Below are 13,467 nucleotides of genomic sequence, written 5' to 3'. Positions count from 1 at the left end.
TTTATTGAGGAAACCATGCGCCATAGTGTTATCATTCGGCTAAAATGAACCATCACAACGGACTTGCAATGTTAAACACTTTCCAACGCTTTCGTGAGCTCGCCTTTGGCTATCAAGTATTGGCAGCCTTGTACTTGTGTGAACGCATGTACCCTAATTACGAATTATTCCATCAAGTGACAGGGTTTGGCGATCCGAAACCTTTACGTGGTGCGTTAAACGCCTGTTGGGACTGGAGCTGGCAAGGCAAAAAAGTGAAGGTGAACTTTTCCCGTTGGCAGGAAAAAATAGATGATGTGACCCCCAGTGAGCATGGTCACGATATGCTTGGGGTTTATCCGGCGATGGACACTTGTACTGCGCTTAGTACAATGCTCGAAAGCTTAATGGATAGCGAGCATAGTGATTTGGTTAGTGTTGCAAAAGTCTCACAAGCCAGTGTCGCGAAGTTCCTGGAACTGACTGAAGGTGCTGAGTTAGAGCCAGAAGAGCGGCGCCAACTAGTTCGTGAACATGAGTTGGCGGTGTATGAAGTTGACGTTCAGCAAGCCCTGTTAGACTTTCTTGAAGCGATGCAAGCCAGCGGTGAAAAGCCAAACCAAATGATGGTTCGGCAACTGCAAGAAATGGTTGTTACTGAAGGGATCACCAATATTGGCATGGAGCGCGATAGCGAGAACTAGTCTCGCTTGGTTCGTTGTGGTTGGTCCTGCACAATGGCGAGCCAACCGACGACACCGAACAACAAAATTTGCCAATAGTCACCGCGACGCCACTGAATGTGTTCGCGGTAGACGGTTGCGAACATCATCAGCTGTAGCAGGTGCAAGGCAATGAGCACAAACAGCAGAATCAGAAACAGCGCAAAACCTTTGCCCGGAAACGGCCATACTAAATTGCCCAGCATGGCACCCCAAACAATGGCAAATAACAATCGACCCAGCCAAACTAAAACTTTCATGCGTGATCCTCTTTTGCGACGGTAAACAAACGATAGCAAACTTGCCCAGCCACTTTCTCTCGCTGCAATAGCCAGTTGCTGGGAACAGTTAACGGCCACCTTTTCTCGGTCTCTAAATAGACCCAACTGCCTTCATCAACGTAACGCTTCTGTTGCAGCAACTGACAGCTTGGGCCAGCGAGGTCGCTATGGAAAGGAGGGTCGACAAAAACAATATCAAAGGGCTCTGCCGCCTGATTTTGCAGCCATTGGAGCGCATCGGCGCAAACGATCTCAGCGTGTCCCTTACACTCCTGATTCAATTTTTCACTGTGCGCACTGAGCATCGCTGCTGCGGCCTTGCTTTGTTCAAGTAGTGTGACATGGCGAGCGCCACGAGATAGCGCCTCGAAGCCTAACGCACCGGTACCGGCAAAGAGGTCAAGACAATGCTGATCTGGTAATTCGAACTGCAGCCAATTGAATAGGGTTTCTCTGACTCTATCGGTGCTTGGTCGCAACCCTGGAAGGTCTGCGATGCTGAGCTTGCGACCTCGTAGTGTGCCGCCAATGATGCGAAGTTGTCCGCTGCCCGAGCGGTGGGTCTTTTTCTGCTTGTATGAGGTGCGGCGCATGCTAAAGTAGCTCTCAAATTAACGGTTTGGTGTCACGCTATGCATGCGGCGGAAGGTGCCGTACGCTAGTGTACGTGTTAAACTGCACGCCATTGTAAACTGACTCGCAGTGAACTTCCAAAGGTAAACAAGGCATGGCTAAAGGATCATTTTTTTCGCGGTTGCTGAAAAAGAAAGAACAGCGGCAAGAACAACCAGAAGAAACCGAAGAAACCGAAGGCTCAGAACACTCAGAGTCCACTGAAAGCTCAACCTCGGTGTCAGAAACTGTTGCACCGGATGCATCAGAAATATGTGCGCAAGTATCTGCCGAAAGCTACGCGGAAGAGCCAGAGCCAGAACCAGAACCTGAGCCAGAACCTGAGCCAGAACCTGAGCCAGAACCTGAGCCAGAGCCAGAGCCAGAACCTGAGCCAGAACCGGAACCAGAGCCAGCAAAGCCTAGTTTATGGCAACGGCTAACCAGTGGTTTAAAGAAAACCTCAACGGCTATCGGTGATGGCTTGTGGGGTATTTTCAAAGACAAAAAAATTGATGATGAATTATTTGAAGAGCTGGAAACCCAGCTCCTAACCGCCGATATCGGTGTGCCAACCACAATGCGAATTGTTGAACGGTTAACCGAGCAGGCCGATCGTCGTCAATTGAAGGACGCGGAAACACTGTATCAGTTGCTGCAAGACGACATGGTCGAGATTTTACAAGATGTAGAGCAGCCGCTGCAGATACCACAACAAGACGGCCCTTATGTGATCCTAATGGTTGGTGTAAATGGTGTAGGTAAAACCACGACCATCGGTAAGTTGGCACAGCAACTGCAACGCGAAGGTAAATCAGTGATGCTGGCCGCGGGTGATACCTTCCGCGCAGCTGCCGTCGAGCAATTGCAGGTGTGGGGCGAACGCAACGCTATTCCGGTGATTGCTCAGCACACCGGCGCCGACAGTGCATCGGTTATTTATGATGCGGTGGCAGCGGCGAAGGCCCGTAATGTTGATGTATTGATTGCTGATACTGCGGGGCGCCTACAGAACAAAGCTCACCTGATGGACGAATTGAAAAAAGTTGTCCGTGTGATGAAAAAACTTGACGATGCTGCACCCCATGAAGTGATGTTGACCCTTGATGCGGGAACGGGTCAAAATGCCATTAGCCAAGCCAAGTTGTTCACCGAAGCGGTGGGCGTTACTGGAATCACTTTGACGAAGCTCGATGGCACCGCGAAAGGGGGAGTTATTTTTGCCATTGCGGACCAATTCCAACTGCCTATACGCTATATCGGGGTGGGCGAGGGTATTGATGACTTGCGGCCTTTCGCCGCACAACCTTTTGTACAAGCATTATTTCAGCGGGCCATTGAGGAGCCGAACCAGGCATGATCAAATTTGAGCAAGTCAGCAAAGTTTACCCTGGCGGCTTTCAGGCGTTAAAGAACGTCAGCTTTGCTATTGAGCCTGGTGAAATGGCCTTTTTAACCGGCCATTCGGGGGCGGGTAAAAGTACAGTGCTGAAGCTCATTAGTTTGATGGAGCGCCCTACAGCGGGGCGGGTGCTGATCAATAATCATGACTTAAAACGTATTGATCGCAAAGAAATTGCCTATGCGCGCCGCGATATTGGTATGATTTTTCAAGACCATAGGCTGCTTATGGACCGCACGGTGTTCGATAATGTGGCGCTGCCGTTGATGATCGAAGGCTACAGCCTTGCCGAAGCTCGCAAGCGCGTTCATGCCGCGCTGGAAAAAGTTGGCTTGTCGGATAAGGTCAGACATTACCCGCAAATGCTTTCAGGGGGCGAACAGCAACGTGTTGGAATCGCACGCGCAGTGGTCAACAAACCGCCTTTGTTACTGGCCGACGAACCAACAGGGAACCTCGACCCGAAGCTTTCTAGCGAAATCATCAAACTGTTCGAAGATTTTAATCGGGTCGGCGTATCGGTTCTCATTGCCACTCACGACCTTGGCTTAATCGCCCGCATGCGCTATCGCACCTTGACCTTAAAAGAGGGGCGTATGATTAATGATGGGCTGGCCGAGGAGGCTTTATGAGTGTGCTTTTTCGGTCGCGTCAGCAAGGCGCCAAGCAGGTCACTATTTCACCGTCGCGGCGGTTTTTAATGTTTTGGGTGCACCATGCACAGCAATGTATCGCAAGTCTTGGTGAGCTAGCGCGTTATCCCTTTGCCTCGTTGATGACCATGGCGGTGCTGGGCTTGAGTTTAACCTTGCCAGCAACCTTATACGTGATCGTTAAAAATACCGATAGCGTGGGGGCAAACTGGGATCAGGCGTCAGAAATCACTTTATTTTTGCGCCAAGGGTTAAGCCAGCAAGAGGTACAAACCTTCACTAAACGTACGCAATTGGCGGATGAGGTCGCAAGTGTTCGGCTCATCGATAAAGCGCAAGGTTTGGCAGACTTTCGTCAGCGCTCAGGCTTTGGTGATGCACTAGATACCCTGACCGACAATCCGTTACCCGATGTCGTCATTGTGGTACCAGCAGAAAGCTACCGAACACCATCAGCGGCCGAACAACTGGTTACCCAATTAAGTGAGGCGCGTGAAGTCGAGCAAGCGCGTCTCGACTTAGGTTGGCTGCAACGCTTTCAGGCAATCGTCAACTTAGTGCGCGACGGTTTCATCGCATTAGCGCTGCTGTTGTGTATTGCTGTGGTGCTCATTGTGGGTAACACCATTCGACTCAATATCAGTAGTAAGCGTGATGAAATCATGGTGATGAAGCTTGTCGGTGCTACCGATGCCTATATCCAGCGACCATTCCTGTATACCGGTATCTGGTATGGTTTAGTGGGTGGAATAATTACCTGGTTAGCCACAGCGTTGCTACTTTGGTGGATTAGCGGAGCCGTACGAGATATCGCTGATCTTTATGATAGCCAGTTTCGTTTAAATGGACTGAATCTGACGGAAATGGGCGTGGTTTGGGGCCTAGCCATTGGTTTAGGATTAGTGGGCTCTTATCTGGCGGTAAGAAAACACGTGAGTGCCATTGAACCCCAGTAAAAGATCCCCATGTATCTTTAATAAGATCACGAGGATCCCGTTGTCAGCAGCGTCAGATTTGCTAGAATGAGGGAACTATGCAGACGAAAAAAGGTCTGACGGTGTAGTAGTAAAGCAATCAAATTGATGCAGACACCGGCACAAGAGGATGTTGTTGAATGAGCACTGAACTTACAAGCATGGCATTAGCAGTACCACAGGGCGCAGGAAGCCTTGAGGCCTATATTCAGTCGGTCAATCGCATTCCTATGCTTACTGCGGAGGAAGAAAACCAGCTCGCAGTTCGATTAACCGAAGAAAACGACTTAGAATCTGCTCGCCAACTGATCATGTCGCACTTACGCTTCGTGGTACATGTGGCGCGTAGTTATTCAGGTTATGGCTTACCTCAAGCCGACCTGATTCAAGAAGGCAACATCGGCTTAATGAAAGCCGTGCGCCGCTTCGACCCCTCGGTCGGTGTGCGCTTGGTGTCTTTTGCGGTGCATTGGATCAAAGCCGAAATTCACGAGTATGTGCTGAAAAATTGGCGCATGGTGAAAGTTGCGACCACCAAAGCACAACGGAAATTATTCTTTAACCTACGCAAAATGAAAAAGCGTCTTGGTTGGTTTACCCAAGAAGAAGTCAGCACTGTCGCTGAAACTTTAGGTGTAAGCACCAAAGAGGTGATGGAAATGGAAGCGCGAATGAGCGCCCACGACCAAGCCTTTGAGCTAAGCTCAGACGACGATGATGCGCGCGAAGGTAGCAACTATTCTCCAGCTCAATATTTAGAAGACAAACGTTCAGATTTAGCTGAAGAAGTTGAGCAGCAGCAATGGCAAGATCACACGCAGAAGCGTTTGTTCTCGGCGATTAAAACCTTAGATGAGCGTAGCCAAGACATCGTACGGGCGCGCTGGTTAGCCGACGACAATAAGTCGACCTTGCAAGAGTTAGCTGACAAATACGAAGTTTCTGCCGAGCGAGTACGTCAGCTCGAAGCCAACGCAATTAAAAAGCTGCGTATGGCCATGGCGTAAGCCGTGGACTGCCGAGCCGGTTGCGGTGCGTGTTGCATTGCGCCCTCAATAACCTCAGCAATACCAGGAATGCCAGCCGGGAAACCCGCTGGCATTCGTTGTATTCACCTCACTGAAACTAACTTATGCGGCATCTTCGATCATCCCGATAGGCCCAAAGTTTGTGCCGAATTCACCGCAAGTGTCGATACCTGCGGCAGCCACCGAGACGAAGCGCTCATTTTGTTGACACGGCTGGAAACCGAGACCAGCTAATCCGTTAATCAGCAGTGCTGTGAGCGACGTCTACCTGATGCGGGGCGGTAATTAGCTGCGACAAATACACCAAATCTACTGTTTCTAGTGTGCTGCTGGAAAGCTGCTGAAGAAAAGCTAAGGTGGTTGGGTAGGGGTGACCAATAACAACGGCGAAGCCTTGCTTTTCTGCCACCCTCAAGGCTTGCTGCCATTGCTCGGCAATAGCTGCGGCGCTCGCATCGTTATCAAGAAAAACATGACGCCGCTGAGTGGCAACACCATAATCACGTGCTGTATGTTCGGCTACGGTGGCGACTGTTGTTCGACTATCAAGAAAATAGAGTGACTGCTGCTTTAGTTCTGCCATTAGCCACTGCATTTGTGTCTCAGCAGCCGTAAGCTTGCTGCCCTGATGGTTATTTAGGCCTACCGCTTGTGGCACGCGTGAAACCGCCGCGCTTAAGGTCGCAATAAACTGCGCTTTCGTATCCGCTTCGTCTAAAACACCTTGTTGTTGTTGGGGTTGCTGCTCAGCCTGCATTGGCATGTGAATAATCACCTCATGCCCCTGCGCTGTGGCTTGCCCTGCCAGTTGTTCAGCGTTTGGCGTAAACGGCATAATGGCCAGTGTCAGCGGCAGTTTAAGTGCAGCGAAGGTATTATGGTTTTTACTTTGACCAAGGTCATCAATGACGACTGCGATTTTCGGCTTTGGCTTAGACTGTAATGCCGGCGACACTTTTGTCGGTACATTCGTGGACACATCGTTTGCCTGTGCGAGTGCCGCTAGGGCGACGGCGCCGAGGTAGAGTGCGAGGCGGGCTAAACGGTTCAGGTCGCTCGCCATTAACGACACCATTGAGATGGGTTCACCGCATCACCTTTCACTCTGATCTCGAGATACAGCGCCGGTGATTCACGCCCGCCACTTTGGCCTACACGGGCAATTTCCTCACCGCGTCGTACCACTTCACCGACATTCGGCAAAATAGTTTGATTATGCCCGTAAAGGCTCATATAGCCATCGCCATGGTCAAGTACCAAGAGCAGGCCATAGCCGCGCATCCAATTGGCAAAAATCACGCGGCCGTCGGCAATGGCGCGTACGGGCGTACCCTCGGATGCTTCAATAATACTGCCCTTCCACTTCACACCACCGCTGCGGGTTCGGCCAAATAGGTTACGCACGCGTCCCTCGGTGGGCCAGCTGAGTTTACCTTTGAACTGGCTGAGCCCATCAAGTTGCGGTTCATCGCGAAGTGCTGCAATAATTGCTGCCAAGACATTTTCTAATTCTTGCTGGTCTTGCTCGAGCTGGGCTATGCGCGACTGATCTTGTTGTTGCTCGCGTTGTAGGCGACCAATCAATTGCTGCTGTTTTTTCTGTTGTTCCTGCAAAACGCCTTGCTGACGCCGTTGTTCTTCTTGTTGCGCAACAAGCTGGCGGCGTGCTGCACTAAGTTGCTCTGCAATTTCACGAAGTTCAATTTGGGTCGCTTCTAGCTCGGCGAGTTTAGCCAACCGCGCTCGATTAAAATAACCATAATAGCCATGTAGTCGCTCAAATTCGGCAGGGTCCTGCTGATTCAAAACAAGCTTGAGAAAGTCGTGTTCGCCAATGCGATACGCTTGATTAAGTTGTTTCGCTAACCAACGCGCTTGCTGCTTTTGTTCTTGTTGCAATTGCGATTGCTGCTGACTTAGCTGCTCAATACGTTGATTGGTTTGGTCGAGCTCTGTGGTGGTGGTGGCGAGCTCATTGGCGACCGTGCTGATTTGCATTTCGAGTTGTTGCAGCTCGCGTTCCGTTAAACTGAGCTGCTTGGAGCGTTGCGCTATCGCCGATTCACGGCGCTCTAACTCGCGAGCAATGGCATCGATACGGGCTTGGGTGGCCGCTGCATCTTCAGAGCTAGCTTGCTGCCATGCGCCTGCCGTTGGTGAGACCAACAGCAGCGCAAAAGTAAGCAGCACTAAGTATCGTCGCATAAGCTGATAATCACTGTTCGAGTTGCATAATGGTTTTACCGGTCATTTCTGGCGGCTGCTCAAGGCCAAGCAAATGCAACATGGTTGGCGCAATATCGGATAGAATACCACCATCGCGAGCGGTTGCCTTGCGGCCAACGTAAATAAAGGGAACCAGCTCACTGGTATGGGCCGTGTGTGATTGCCCGGTGGCATGATCCTGCATCTGCTCAGCATTACCATGATCCGCCGTGATTAAGCATTCACCACCGACTTCGCGAAGTGCCGCGACGACACGTCCAATGCACTGATCAACCGCTTCGATGGCTTTGACAGCGGCGGCAAAATCACCCGTATGACCGACCATATCACCATTAGGGTAATTACAGACGATCACGTCTTGCTCGCCCCCTTTAATGGCTGCAACAAGTTTATCGGTAAGCTCTTTACTGCTCATTTCCGGTTGTAAGTCATAGGTTGCTACCTGAGGAGAGGGCACTAAGACACGTGTCTCCCCGTCAAACTCTTGTTCGCGACCGCCGCTAAAGAAAAAGGTGACATGGGCGTATTTTTCGGTTTCTGAAATACGCATTTGGGTATAATTGTGTTGTGCTAGCCACTCTCCTAGCACATTATTCAGAGACACCGCCGGGAAGGCCACGGTGCTGTGGATATCTTTCGCATACTCGGTAAGTGAAACGAAGCGTGAGAGCTGTGGCCGCCGTGCAGCGCTGAAGCCGTCGAAGCCTTCGGTTACAAAGGCATGGCTCAACTGGCGGGCGCGATCGGCGCGAAAGTTCATGAAAATGACACTATCGCCATCGTGCATTGGTGCGGCATCGGCAATGCGGGTTGGCTTCACGAACTCGTCGTTTTCACCACGCTCGTATGCATTGGCAAGAGCCGTTCCGGCGCTATCGGCGTAGTGTGCTGCTTCACCATCCACAAGTACTTGCCATGCTTGCTCAATACGGTCCCAGCGCTTGTCGCGATCCATTGCGTAGTAGCGGCCACACAGGCTCGCAAAGCGACCAACGCCAAGCCGACTGAAAAGCTGTTCGAAGCGTTCGATACTAGGTTTGGCGGAGCGCGGTGGCGTGTCCCGCCCATCGAGAAAGCCGTGCACATAAATTTGTTGCGCACCACGTTGCGCCGCAAGCTCTACCATGGCAAGCAAGTGGTCTTCATGACTATGCACGCCACCCGGCGATAATAGCCCCATGATGTGCACCGCACCGTGGTTCGCGTTGGCTGCATCGACTGCTTCGGTGAGCGCGGTATTGGTAAAGAAATCGCCGTCTTGTACCGCTTTACTGACCCGCGTGAAGTCTTGATAAACGACTCGCCCGGCGCCGAGATTGACGTGACCGACTTCAGAGTTGCCCATTTGCCCGTCGGGTAGGCCGACTGCCATACCCGAGCCGTCGACAAGAGTGCGTGGGCACTGGCGCCACAATGCATCCATGTTAGGGGTGTGCGCGGCTGCAATCGCGTTATCGTCGGTGGCCTCGCGATGACCCCAGCCATCGAGAATCAGTAGCGCTAAGGGAGTGTGTGGCTTTGCCATTTCGCATCCTCAAGTTGTTTACTATGAGTCGTGATTAATGACTCAACAGTTTATGCGATTTTACGTCGCAACGCACCCGCTGTCGGTCGAATCAGCCCCAAATTTTACTGGTATCTGACATTTCAGCAGGTATACTCTGATGCTTGATTTTTTCAGCAGGAGAAGTGAGCAATCATGGAGCAAATCCTAGCCTTTGCAGCCGACCACTATTTAATGAGTATTTTATGGGTGGTGCTGCTCATCGCGATTATCGTAACTTATGCACAAGCGGCGACCTCGAAAGTCAAAGCACTGTCGCCCCAACAAGCGACCTTGCTGGTGAACAGAAACGATGGGGTGTTTGTGGATACGCGTTCAATCGACGAATTCCGCAAAGGACACATCCATGGTGCAATCAATTTGCCCGCTGAGCGGATCCGAAAAAATGATACCGCTGCACTTGAGAAATATAAATCTGCCCCCATCGTGGTGGTATGTGCAACCGGAATGACCGCAAAATCAATGGCACAACAATTGACCAAAGCGGGCTATGAAAACGTTGCCTTATTACAAGGTGGAATTTCTGCCTGGCAGGGCGCAAGTTTTCCGCTCGTCAATAAATAATTCGCAAAATCAAATAGTTAATAGGAAGTATGACCATGGCTGATGAACAGCAAGTAAACGGCGCCGCTCAAGGCGAAGCGCAAGATCAACAAGAACAAGCATTCGCGATTCAACGTATATACACCAAAGACGTCTCTTTCGAAGCGCCAAATTCACCAGAAATCTTCCGTAAAGAATGGAAGCCTGAGTTGAACTTGGACCTGAACGTTAAGAATACAAAATTAGAAGACAACACTTATGAAGTGGTGTTGAAGATCACTGCGACCAACAAAGTTGGCGACGATGTTGCGTTCTTAGCAGAAGTTCATCAAGCAGGTATTTTCACCGTTGCAGATTCAATCGAAGAAGCACAACGTGCGCAATTACTTGGTGCATTCTGCCCGAACATCTTGTTCCCATATGCACGTGAGTGCATGTCAAGCTTGGTAAGCCGTGCTACTTTCCCACAATTGAACTTGGCGCCGGTTAACTTTGATGCAGTGTTTGCACAACACATGCAGCAGCAACAGCAGCAAGCTGAACAGCAAGCTGACGCATAAGCTAGGTATAACGCCCACTAATGCGTAATACACAAGTCACAGTGCTAGGTGCCGGTTCTTATGGAACTGCCCTAGCACTTTGTTTTGCGCGCAAAGGTAACCCTGTATGCTTATGGGGCCGCGATGCGCAGCAGATTAGCGAAATGGCCAAGCAGCGTGAAAACAAGCGCTATTTGCCTGGTGTTCCCCTTCCTGACTCTCTGACACTGACCAGCGACCTTGCTGAAGCCGTTTCCGACGCCCGCAACATTGTCGTGGTTGTTCCCAGTAGTGGTTTTGCACAAGTGCTGCACGATATGAAACCGTCGCTCAGTACCGAAGCTCGAGTGGCGTGGGCCACCAAAGGGTTAGAGCCTGACACTGGACGTTTACTATTTGAGGTGGCCGAGGAGATCCTTGGCGGTGAGCACGCACTTGCGGTGCTTTCTGGGCCTACGTTTGCGATGGAGATGGCAAAGGGGCTGCCAACGGCGATCTCGATGTCGTCGACAGAGACAGCCTTTGTGCATGAGTTGTCTGAACTTCTGCATTGCGACCGCAGCTTCCGCGTGTACACCAACGATGACTTTATTGGCGTGCAACTTGGTGGCGTGGTGAAAAATGTCATTGCCATCGGGGCCGGTATGGCTGATGGTATTGGCTTTGGTGCGAACGCCCGAACAGCGCTCATCACGCGTGGGCTGGCTGAGCTGACGCGACTTGGTTTAGAGCTTGGCGCGAAATCAGAAACCTTCACCGGCATGGCTGGATTGGGCGACTTAATACTGACCTGTACCGACAATCAGTCGCGTAATCGGCGCTTTGGTTTAGCGTTGGGGCAGGGTAAGTCGGTCGAGCAAGCGATGACGGACATTGGACAAGCCATTGAAGGCTACCGTAACACCAAAGAAGTGGTGATGTTGGCGCGACGCCACCATGTAGAGATGCCAATTTGCGAGCAAATTTACGATGTTCTGTACGGTGACACAACACCTCAGCAGGCTGCAATCAACCTGCTGAGTCGTGCGCGAACGTCAGAGTAATTGGTGTGCAATGGTTTGCCATTGCGCATCAAATTCGTGGGTTGGTTGATGTTTGAATTCAGACCGTACAAATTGCGCAATTTTCCCATCCGCATAGGCCATCAGTAAATTCGCCAGCACCGACTCATCGAGGCGGGTTTGCACGTTTTCGCGTAAACGCCGTTCACGTAAGGCTTGCTTCAGATTCGACTCGATTTTGGCAAACAGATTCTGGACCCGCGAGCGCAAACGCTCGTGCTCACCCATCAGTGCATCACCGGTTAAAATTCGGGTAATACCCGGGTTTCGTTCAACGAATGTAAGTACCACGCGCAACATCATTTCGCAGCGCACTAGGGTATCCTTCTCGACGTTCATTACTTGATTAATGCGAGTGAGGACTGCCTCTTCGGTAAATTCGATAAGCCCTTCAAACATTTTTGCTTTAGACGGAAAGTGACGGTAAAGCGCCGCTTCCGACACGCCTATTTCTGCGGCCAAACTTTTCGTGGTAATACGTTGTCCAGGGCTGGTTTCGAGCATCGCCGCTAACGTACCAAGTATTTGTTCTTTACGGTTGGGTTTCTTATCTGTCATGGTTTGCGTCTCTCTTTTTCCATTCTGGTAACGCTGTTAGTTGGTGCAAAATTGCGGCGGCAATTTGATCTTTACTGGCGCGCTCAAGTGGCAGTTGTTGCAGCTCACCTTGAGTGTTATGCCAAAACAAGGTCATAGCATTCTCGTCACTATTAAAGCCGATACGGCGATCGCTGACATCGTTGGCTGCGATCAGCGCCAGTTTTTTGCGGGTTAATTTGTCTTCTGCGTAGCTGGCAAGGTTTTGCGTTTCTGCGGCAAAACCAACACATAACGGGGGCTGCTCGCGGCTCGCAATGGTCGCCAAAATATCCGGATTGCGAACCAATTGCAGTTGCATGTTTTCGTCACCCTTCTTTATTTTCTGCGATTCAACCTGGGCGAGTCGGTAGTCGGCGACTGCGGCGCAGGCAATAAAAATACCTGCGGTGTTCACCTCCTGCTCAACCGCTTCCAGCATCTCCATCGCGCTCTCGACGGCGACTACTTTAACCCCATTTGGTGCAGTGAGTTGGGTGGGACCAGTAATCAGCGTTACCTGCGCACCAAGCCGTTGTGCCTGACGCGCCAGGGCATACCCCATTTTTCCTGAGCTGTGATTGCTTAGGTAGCGAACCGGATCAATTGGCTCGCGGGTCGGGCCGGCTGTGATTACCACCTGCTGGCCGCTGAAAGCGCCCGTTGCCGGTGCCAGTAGCTCAACCACCGCATCGCGCAGCGCCACAGGTTCTGGCATGCGGCCGGTACCGATATCGCCGCAGGCTTGTGCCCCACTGGCTGGCTCAATCAAGTGGAAGCCAAGCGTCTCCAGTTGTCGTAAATTCGCTTGTACCGTGCTTGCCGACCACATTTGCTGATTCATCGCCGGGGCCAACATGACCGGAGCGGTGGTCGCAAGGCATAAGGTACTCAATAAATCATCGGCAAAGCCATGGGCTAAACGAGCTAACGTATTAGCGCTTGCTGGTGCGACCAAAATAACATCGGCCCACTTGGCCAGCTCAATATGGCCCATCGCTGCTTCTGCTGCAGGGTCGAGAAGATCATCGTGTACCGGATGGCCTGACACTGCTTGTAACGTCAGCGGAGTAATAAAAGCATGTGCGCCTTTGGTCATAACGACCCGCACAACAGCGCCCACATCACGTAGGCGACGCACGAGATCGGGGCTTTTATAAGCCGCAATACCGCCACTGATGGCTACCAATACATGGCGTCCAGATAACGATTGTATAGGGGTTTCCGTCATAGTAAGTCCTCACCTTCTAGGTTTAATAGGTTAGCATGACAGAGCGTCTTTACGGAACTTTAAACATGTAAATGAC

The 13,467-nt window shown here is 51.2% G+C and carries 16 protein-coding genes; 9 read left to right on the top strand and 7 right to left on the bottom strand.

Annotated features, from left to right (window positions below):
* The first annotated feature begins 68 nt into the window (after positions 1-68).
* The gene (locus tag PSI9734_RS05600) at positions 69-683 is read left to right on the top strand and encodes a YjaG family protein (protein ID WP_246194757.1); all 615 of its coding nucleotides are present in this window, start codon (positions 69-71) and stop codon (positions 681-683) included.
* Here PSI9734_RS05600 and PSI9734_RS05595 read toward each other — a convergent pair.
* Both PSI9734_RS05595 and rsmD read right to left on the bottom strand, forming a co-directional pair.
* Positions 680-961, bottom strand: coding sequence for a DUF1145 domain-containing protein (locus PSI9734_RS05595; RefSeq protein WP_173920144.1), 282 nt, complete (start codon positions 959-961; stop codon positions 680-682). The two genes, PSI9734_RS05600 and PSI9734_RS05595, sit on opposite strands and share 4 nt — an antisense overlap.
* Positions 958-1,575, bottom strand: a complete 618-nt coding sequence (rsmD, locus tag PSI9734_RS05590) for a 16S rRNA (guanine(966)-N(2))-methyltransferase RsmD (RefSeq protein ID WP_173920143.1) — start codon at positions 1,573-1,575, stop codon at positions 958-960. Before rsmD ends, PSI9734_RS05595 begins: the two co-directional genes overlap by 4 nt.
* A 134-nt stretch (positions 1,576-1,709) precedes the next feature.
* Between rsmD and ftsY the strand changes: the two genes are divergently transcribed.
* From ftsY to PSI9734_RS05565, 5 genes are all read left to right on the top strand, one after another.
* Positions 1,710-2,954 carry a signal recognition particle-docking protein FtsY gene (gene ftsY, locus PSI9734_RS05585; protein ID WP_173920142.1) on the top strand — a complete coding sequence of 415 codons (1,245 nt, stop codon included), beginning with the start codon at positions 1,710-1,712 and terminating at the stop codon, positions 2,952-2,954.
* Positions 2,951-3,628, top strand: a complete 678-nt coding sequence (ftsE, locus tag PSI9734_RS05580) for a cell division ATP-binding protein FtsE (protein ID WP_173920141.1) — start codon at positions 2,951-2,953, stop codon at positions 3,626-3,628. Before ftsY ends, ftsE begins: the two co-directional genes overlap by 4 nt.
* Complete coding sequence (gene ftsX / locus PSI9734_RS05575; RefSeq protein WP_173920140.1) at positions 3,625-4,605, top strand: permease-like cell division protein FtsX; 981 nt, start codon at positions 3,625-3,627, stop codon at positions 4,603-4,605. The genes ftsE and ftsX overlap by 4 nt, the downstream gene beginning before the upstream one ends.
* A 158-nt stretch (positions 4,606-4,763) precedes the next feature.
* Positions 4,764-5,630, top strand: a complete 867-nt coding sequence (gene rpoH / locus PSI9734_RS05570; RefSeq protein ID WP_173920139.1) for an RNA polymerase sigma factor RpoH — start codon at positions 4,764-4,766, stop codon at positions 5,628-5,630.
* Between the two features lie 3 nt (positions 5,631-5,633).
* Entirely contained in the window at positions 5,634-5,885 is a 252-nt protein-coding gene (locus PSI9734_RS05565) for a YkgJ family cysteine cluster protein (protein ID WP_173920138.1), read from the top strand.
* A gap of 4 nt (positions 5,886-5,889) precedes the next feature.
* Here the strand turns inward: PSI9734_RS05565 and PSI9734_RS05560 are convergent, their stop codons facing one another.
* The 3 genes from PSI9734_RS05560 to gpmI are packed head-to-tail and all read right to left on the bottom strand — an operon-like array spanning position 5,890 to position 9,402.
* Positions 5,890-6,714, bottom strand: a complete 825-nt coding sequence (locus tag PSI9734_RS05560; RefSeq protein ID WP_173920137.1) for a divergent polysaccharide deacetylase family protein — start codon at positions 6,712-6,714, stop codon at positions 5,890-5,892.
* On the bottom strand, positions 6,714-7,856 hold the full coding sequence (locus tag PSI9734_RS05555) for a murein hydrolase activator EnvC family protein (protein WP_173920136.1): 1,143 nt from the start codon (positions 7,854-7,856) through the stop codon (positions 6,714-6,716). Before PSI9734_RS05555 ends, PSI9734_RS05560 begins: the two co-directional genes overlap by 1 nt.
* 10 nt (positions 7,857-7,866) lie before the next feature.
* Positions 7,867-9,402: a 2,3-bisphosphoglycerate-independent phosphoglycerate mutase gene (gene gpmI, locus PSI9734_RS05550; protein WP_173920135.1), complete on the bottom strand. Its 1,536-nt coding sequence runs from the start codon at positions 9,400-9,402 to the stop codon at positions 7,867-7,869.
* 174 nt (positions 9,403-9,576) lie between these two features.
* Between gpmI and PSI9734_RS05545 the strand changes: the two genes are divergently transcribed.
* From PSI9734_RS05545 to gpsA, 3 genes are read left to right on the top strand one after another with little or no spacing between them, the layout of a single operon-like run.
* Positions 9,577-10,005 carry a rhodanese-like domain-containing protein gene (locus tag PSI9734_RS05545; RefSeq protein ID WP_173920134.1) on the top strand — a complete coding sequence of 143 codons (429 nt, stop codon included), beginning with the start codon at positions 9,577-9,579 and terminating at the stop codon, positions 10,003-10,005.
* A gap of 35 nt (positions 10,006-10,040) precedes the next feature.
* On the top strand, positions 10,041-10,544 hold the full coding sequence (gene secB / locus PSI9734_RS05540; RefSeq protein WP_173920133.1) for a protein-export chaperone SecB: 504 nt from the start codon (positions 10,041-10,043) through the stop codon (positions 10,542-10,544).
* A gap of 20 nt (positions 10,545-10,564) precedes the next feature.
* Complete coding sequence (gene gpsA / locus PSI9734_RS05535) at positions 10,565-11,566, top strand: NAD(P)H-dependent glycerol-3-phosphate dehydrogenase (RefSeq protein ID WP_173920132.1); 1,002 nt, start codon at positions 10,565-10,567, stop codon at positions 11,564-11,566.
* On the opposite strand, the gene slmA is transcribed toward gpsA, so the two are convergent.
* Positions 11,558-12,142, bottom strand: a complete 585-nt coding sequence (slmA, locus tag PSI9734_RS05530; RefSeq protein WP_173920131.1) for a nucleoid occlusion factor SlmA — start codon at positions 12,140-12,142, stop codon at positions 11,558-11,560. The two genes, gpsA and slmA, sit on opposite strands and share 9 nt — an antisense overlap.
* Positions 12,132-13,391, bottom strand: a complete 1,260-nt coding sequence (gene coaBC, locus PSI9734_RS05525) for a bifunctional phosphopantothenoylcysteine decarboxylase/phosphopantothenate--cysteine ligase CoaBC (protein ID WP_173920130.1) — start codon at positions 13,389-13,391, stop codon at positions 12,132-12,134. The genes slmA and coaBC overlap by 11 nt, the downstream gene beginning before the upstream one ends.
* Positions 13,392-13,467 lie beyond the last annotated feature (76 nt).

The sequence above is a fragment of the Pseudidiomarina piscicola genome (assembly GCF_902806985.1).
GTDB lineage: Bacteria > Pseudomonadota > Gammaproteobacteria > Enterobacterales > Alteromonadaceae > Pseudidiomarina > Pseudidiomarina piscicola.
This window is presented reverse-complemented; position numbering and strand designations above follow the sequence as displayed.

Excerpts from the sequence above, each read along its gene's own strand:
- PSI9734_RS05600 (WP_246194757.1), top strand. The coding sequence starts at position 69 with ATGTTAAACACTTTCCAACGCTTTCGTGAGCTCGCCTTTGGCTATCAA.
- PSI9734_RS05595 (WP_173920144.1), bottom strand. The coding sequence starts at position 961 with ATGAAAGTTTTAGTTTGGCTGGGTCGATTGTTATTTGCCATTGTTTGG.
- rsmD (WP_173920143.1), bottom strand. The coding sequence starts at position 1,575 with ATGCGCCGCACCTCATACAAGCAGAAAAAGACCCACCGCTCGGGCAGC.
- ftsY (WP_173920142.1), top strand. The coding sequence starts at position 1,710 with ATGGCTAAAGGATCATTTTTTTCGCGGTTGCTGAAAAAGAAAGAACAG.
- ftsE (WP_173920141.1), top strand. The coding sequence starts at position 2,951 with ATGATCAAATTTGAGCAAGTCAGCAAAGTTTACCCTGGCGGCTTTCAG.
- ftsX (WP_173920140.1), top strand. The coding sequence starts at position 3,625 with ATGAGTGTGCTTTTTCGGTCGCGTCAGCAAGGCGCCAAGCAGGTCACT.
- rpoH (WP_173920139.1), top strand. The coding sequence starts at position 4,764 with ATGAGCACTGAACTTACAAGCATGGCATTAGCAGTACCACAGGGCGCA.
- PSI9734_RS05560 (WP_173920137.1), bottom strand. The coding sequence starts at position 6,714 with ATGGCGAGCGACCTGAACCGTTTAGCCCGCCTCGCACTCTACCTCGGC.
- PSI9734_RS05555 (WP_173920136.1), bottom strand. The coding sequence starts at position 7,856 with ATGCGACGATACTTAGTGCTGCTTACTTTTGCGCTGCTGTTGGTCTCA.
- gpmI (WP_173920135.1), bottom strand. The coding sequence starts at position 9,402 with ATGGCAAAGCCACACACTCCCTTAGCGCTACTGATTCTCGATGGCTGG.
- PSI9734_RS05545 (WP_173920134.1), top strand. The coding sequence starts at position 9,577 with ATGGAGCAAATCCTAGCCTTTGCAGCCGACCACTATTTAATGAGTATT.
- secB (WP_173920133.1), top strand. The coding sequence starts at position 10,041 with ATGGCTGATGAACAGCAAGTAAACGGCGCCGCTCAAGGCGAAGCGCAA.
- gpsA (WP_173920132.1), top strand. The coding sequence starts at position 10,565 with ATGCGTAATACACAAGTCACAGTGCTAGGTGCCGGTTCTTATGGAACT.
- slmA (WP_173920131.1), bottom strand. The coding sequence starts at position 12,142 with ATGACAGATAAGAAACCCAACCGTAAAGAACAAATACTTGGTACGTTA.
- coaBC (WP_173920130.1), bottom strand. The coding sequence starts at position 13,391 with ATGACGGAAACCCCTATACAATCGTTATCTGGACGCCATGTATTGGTA.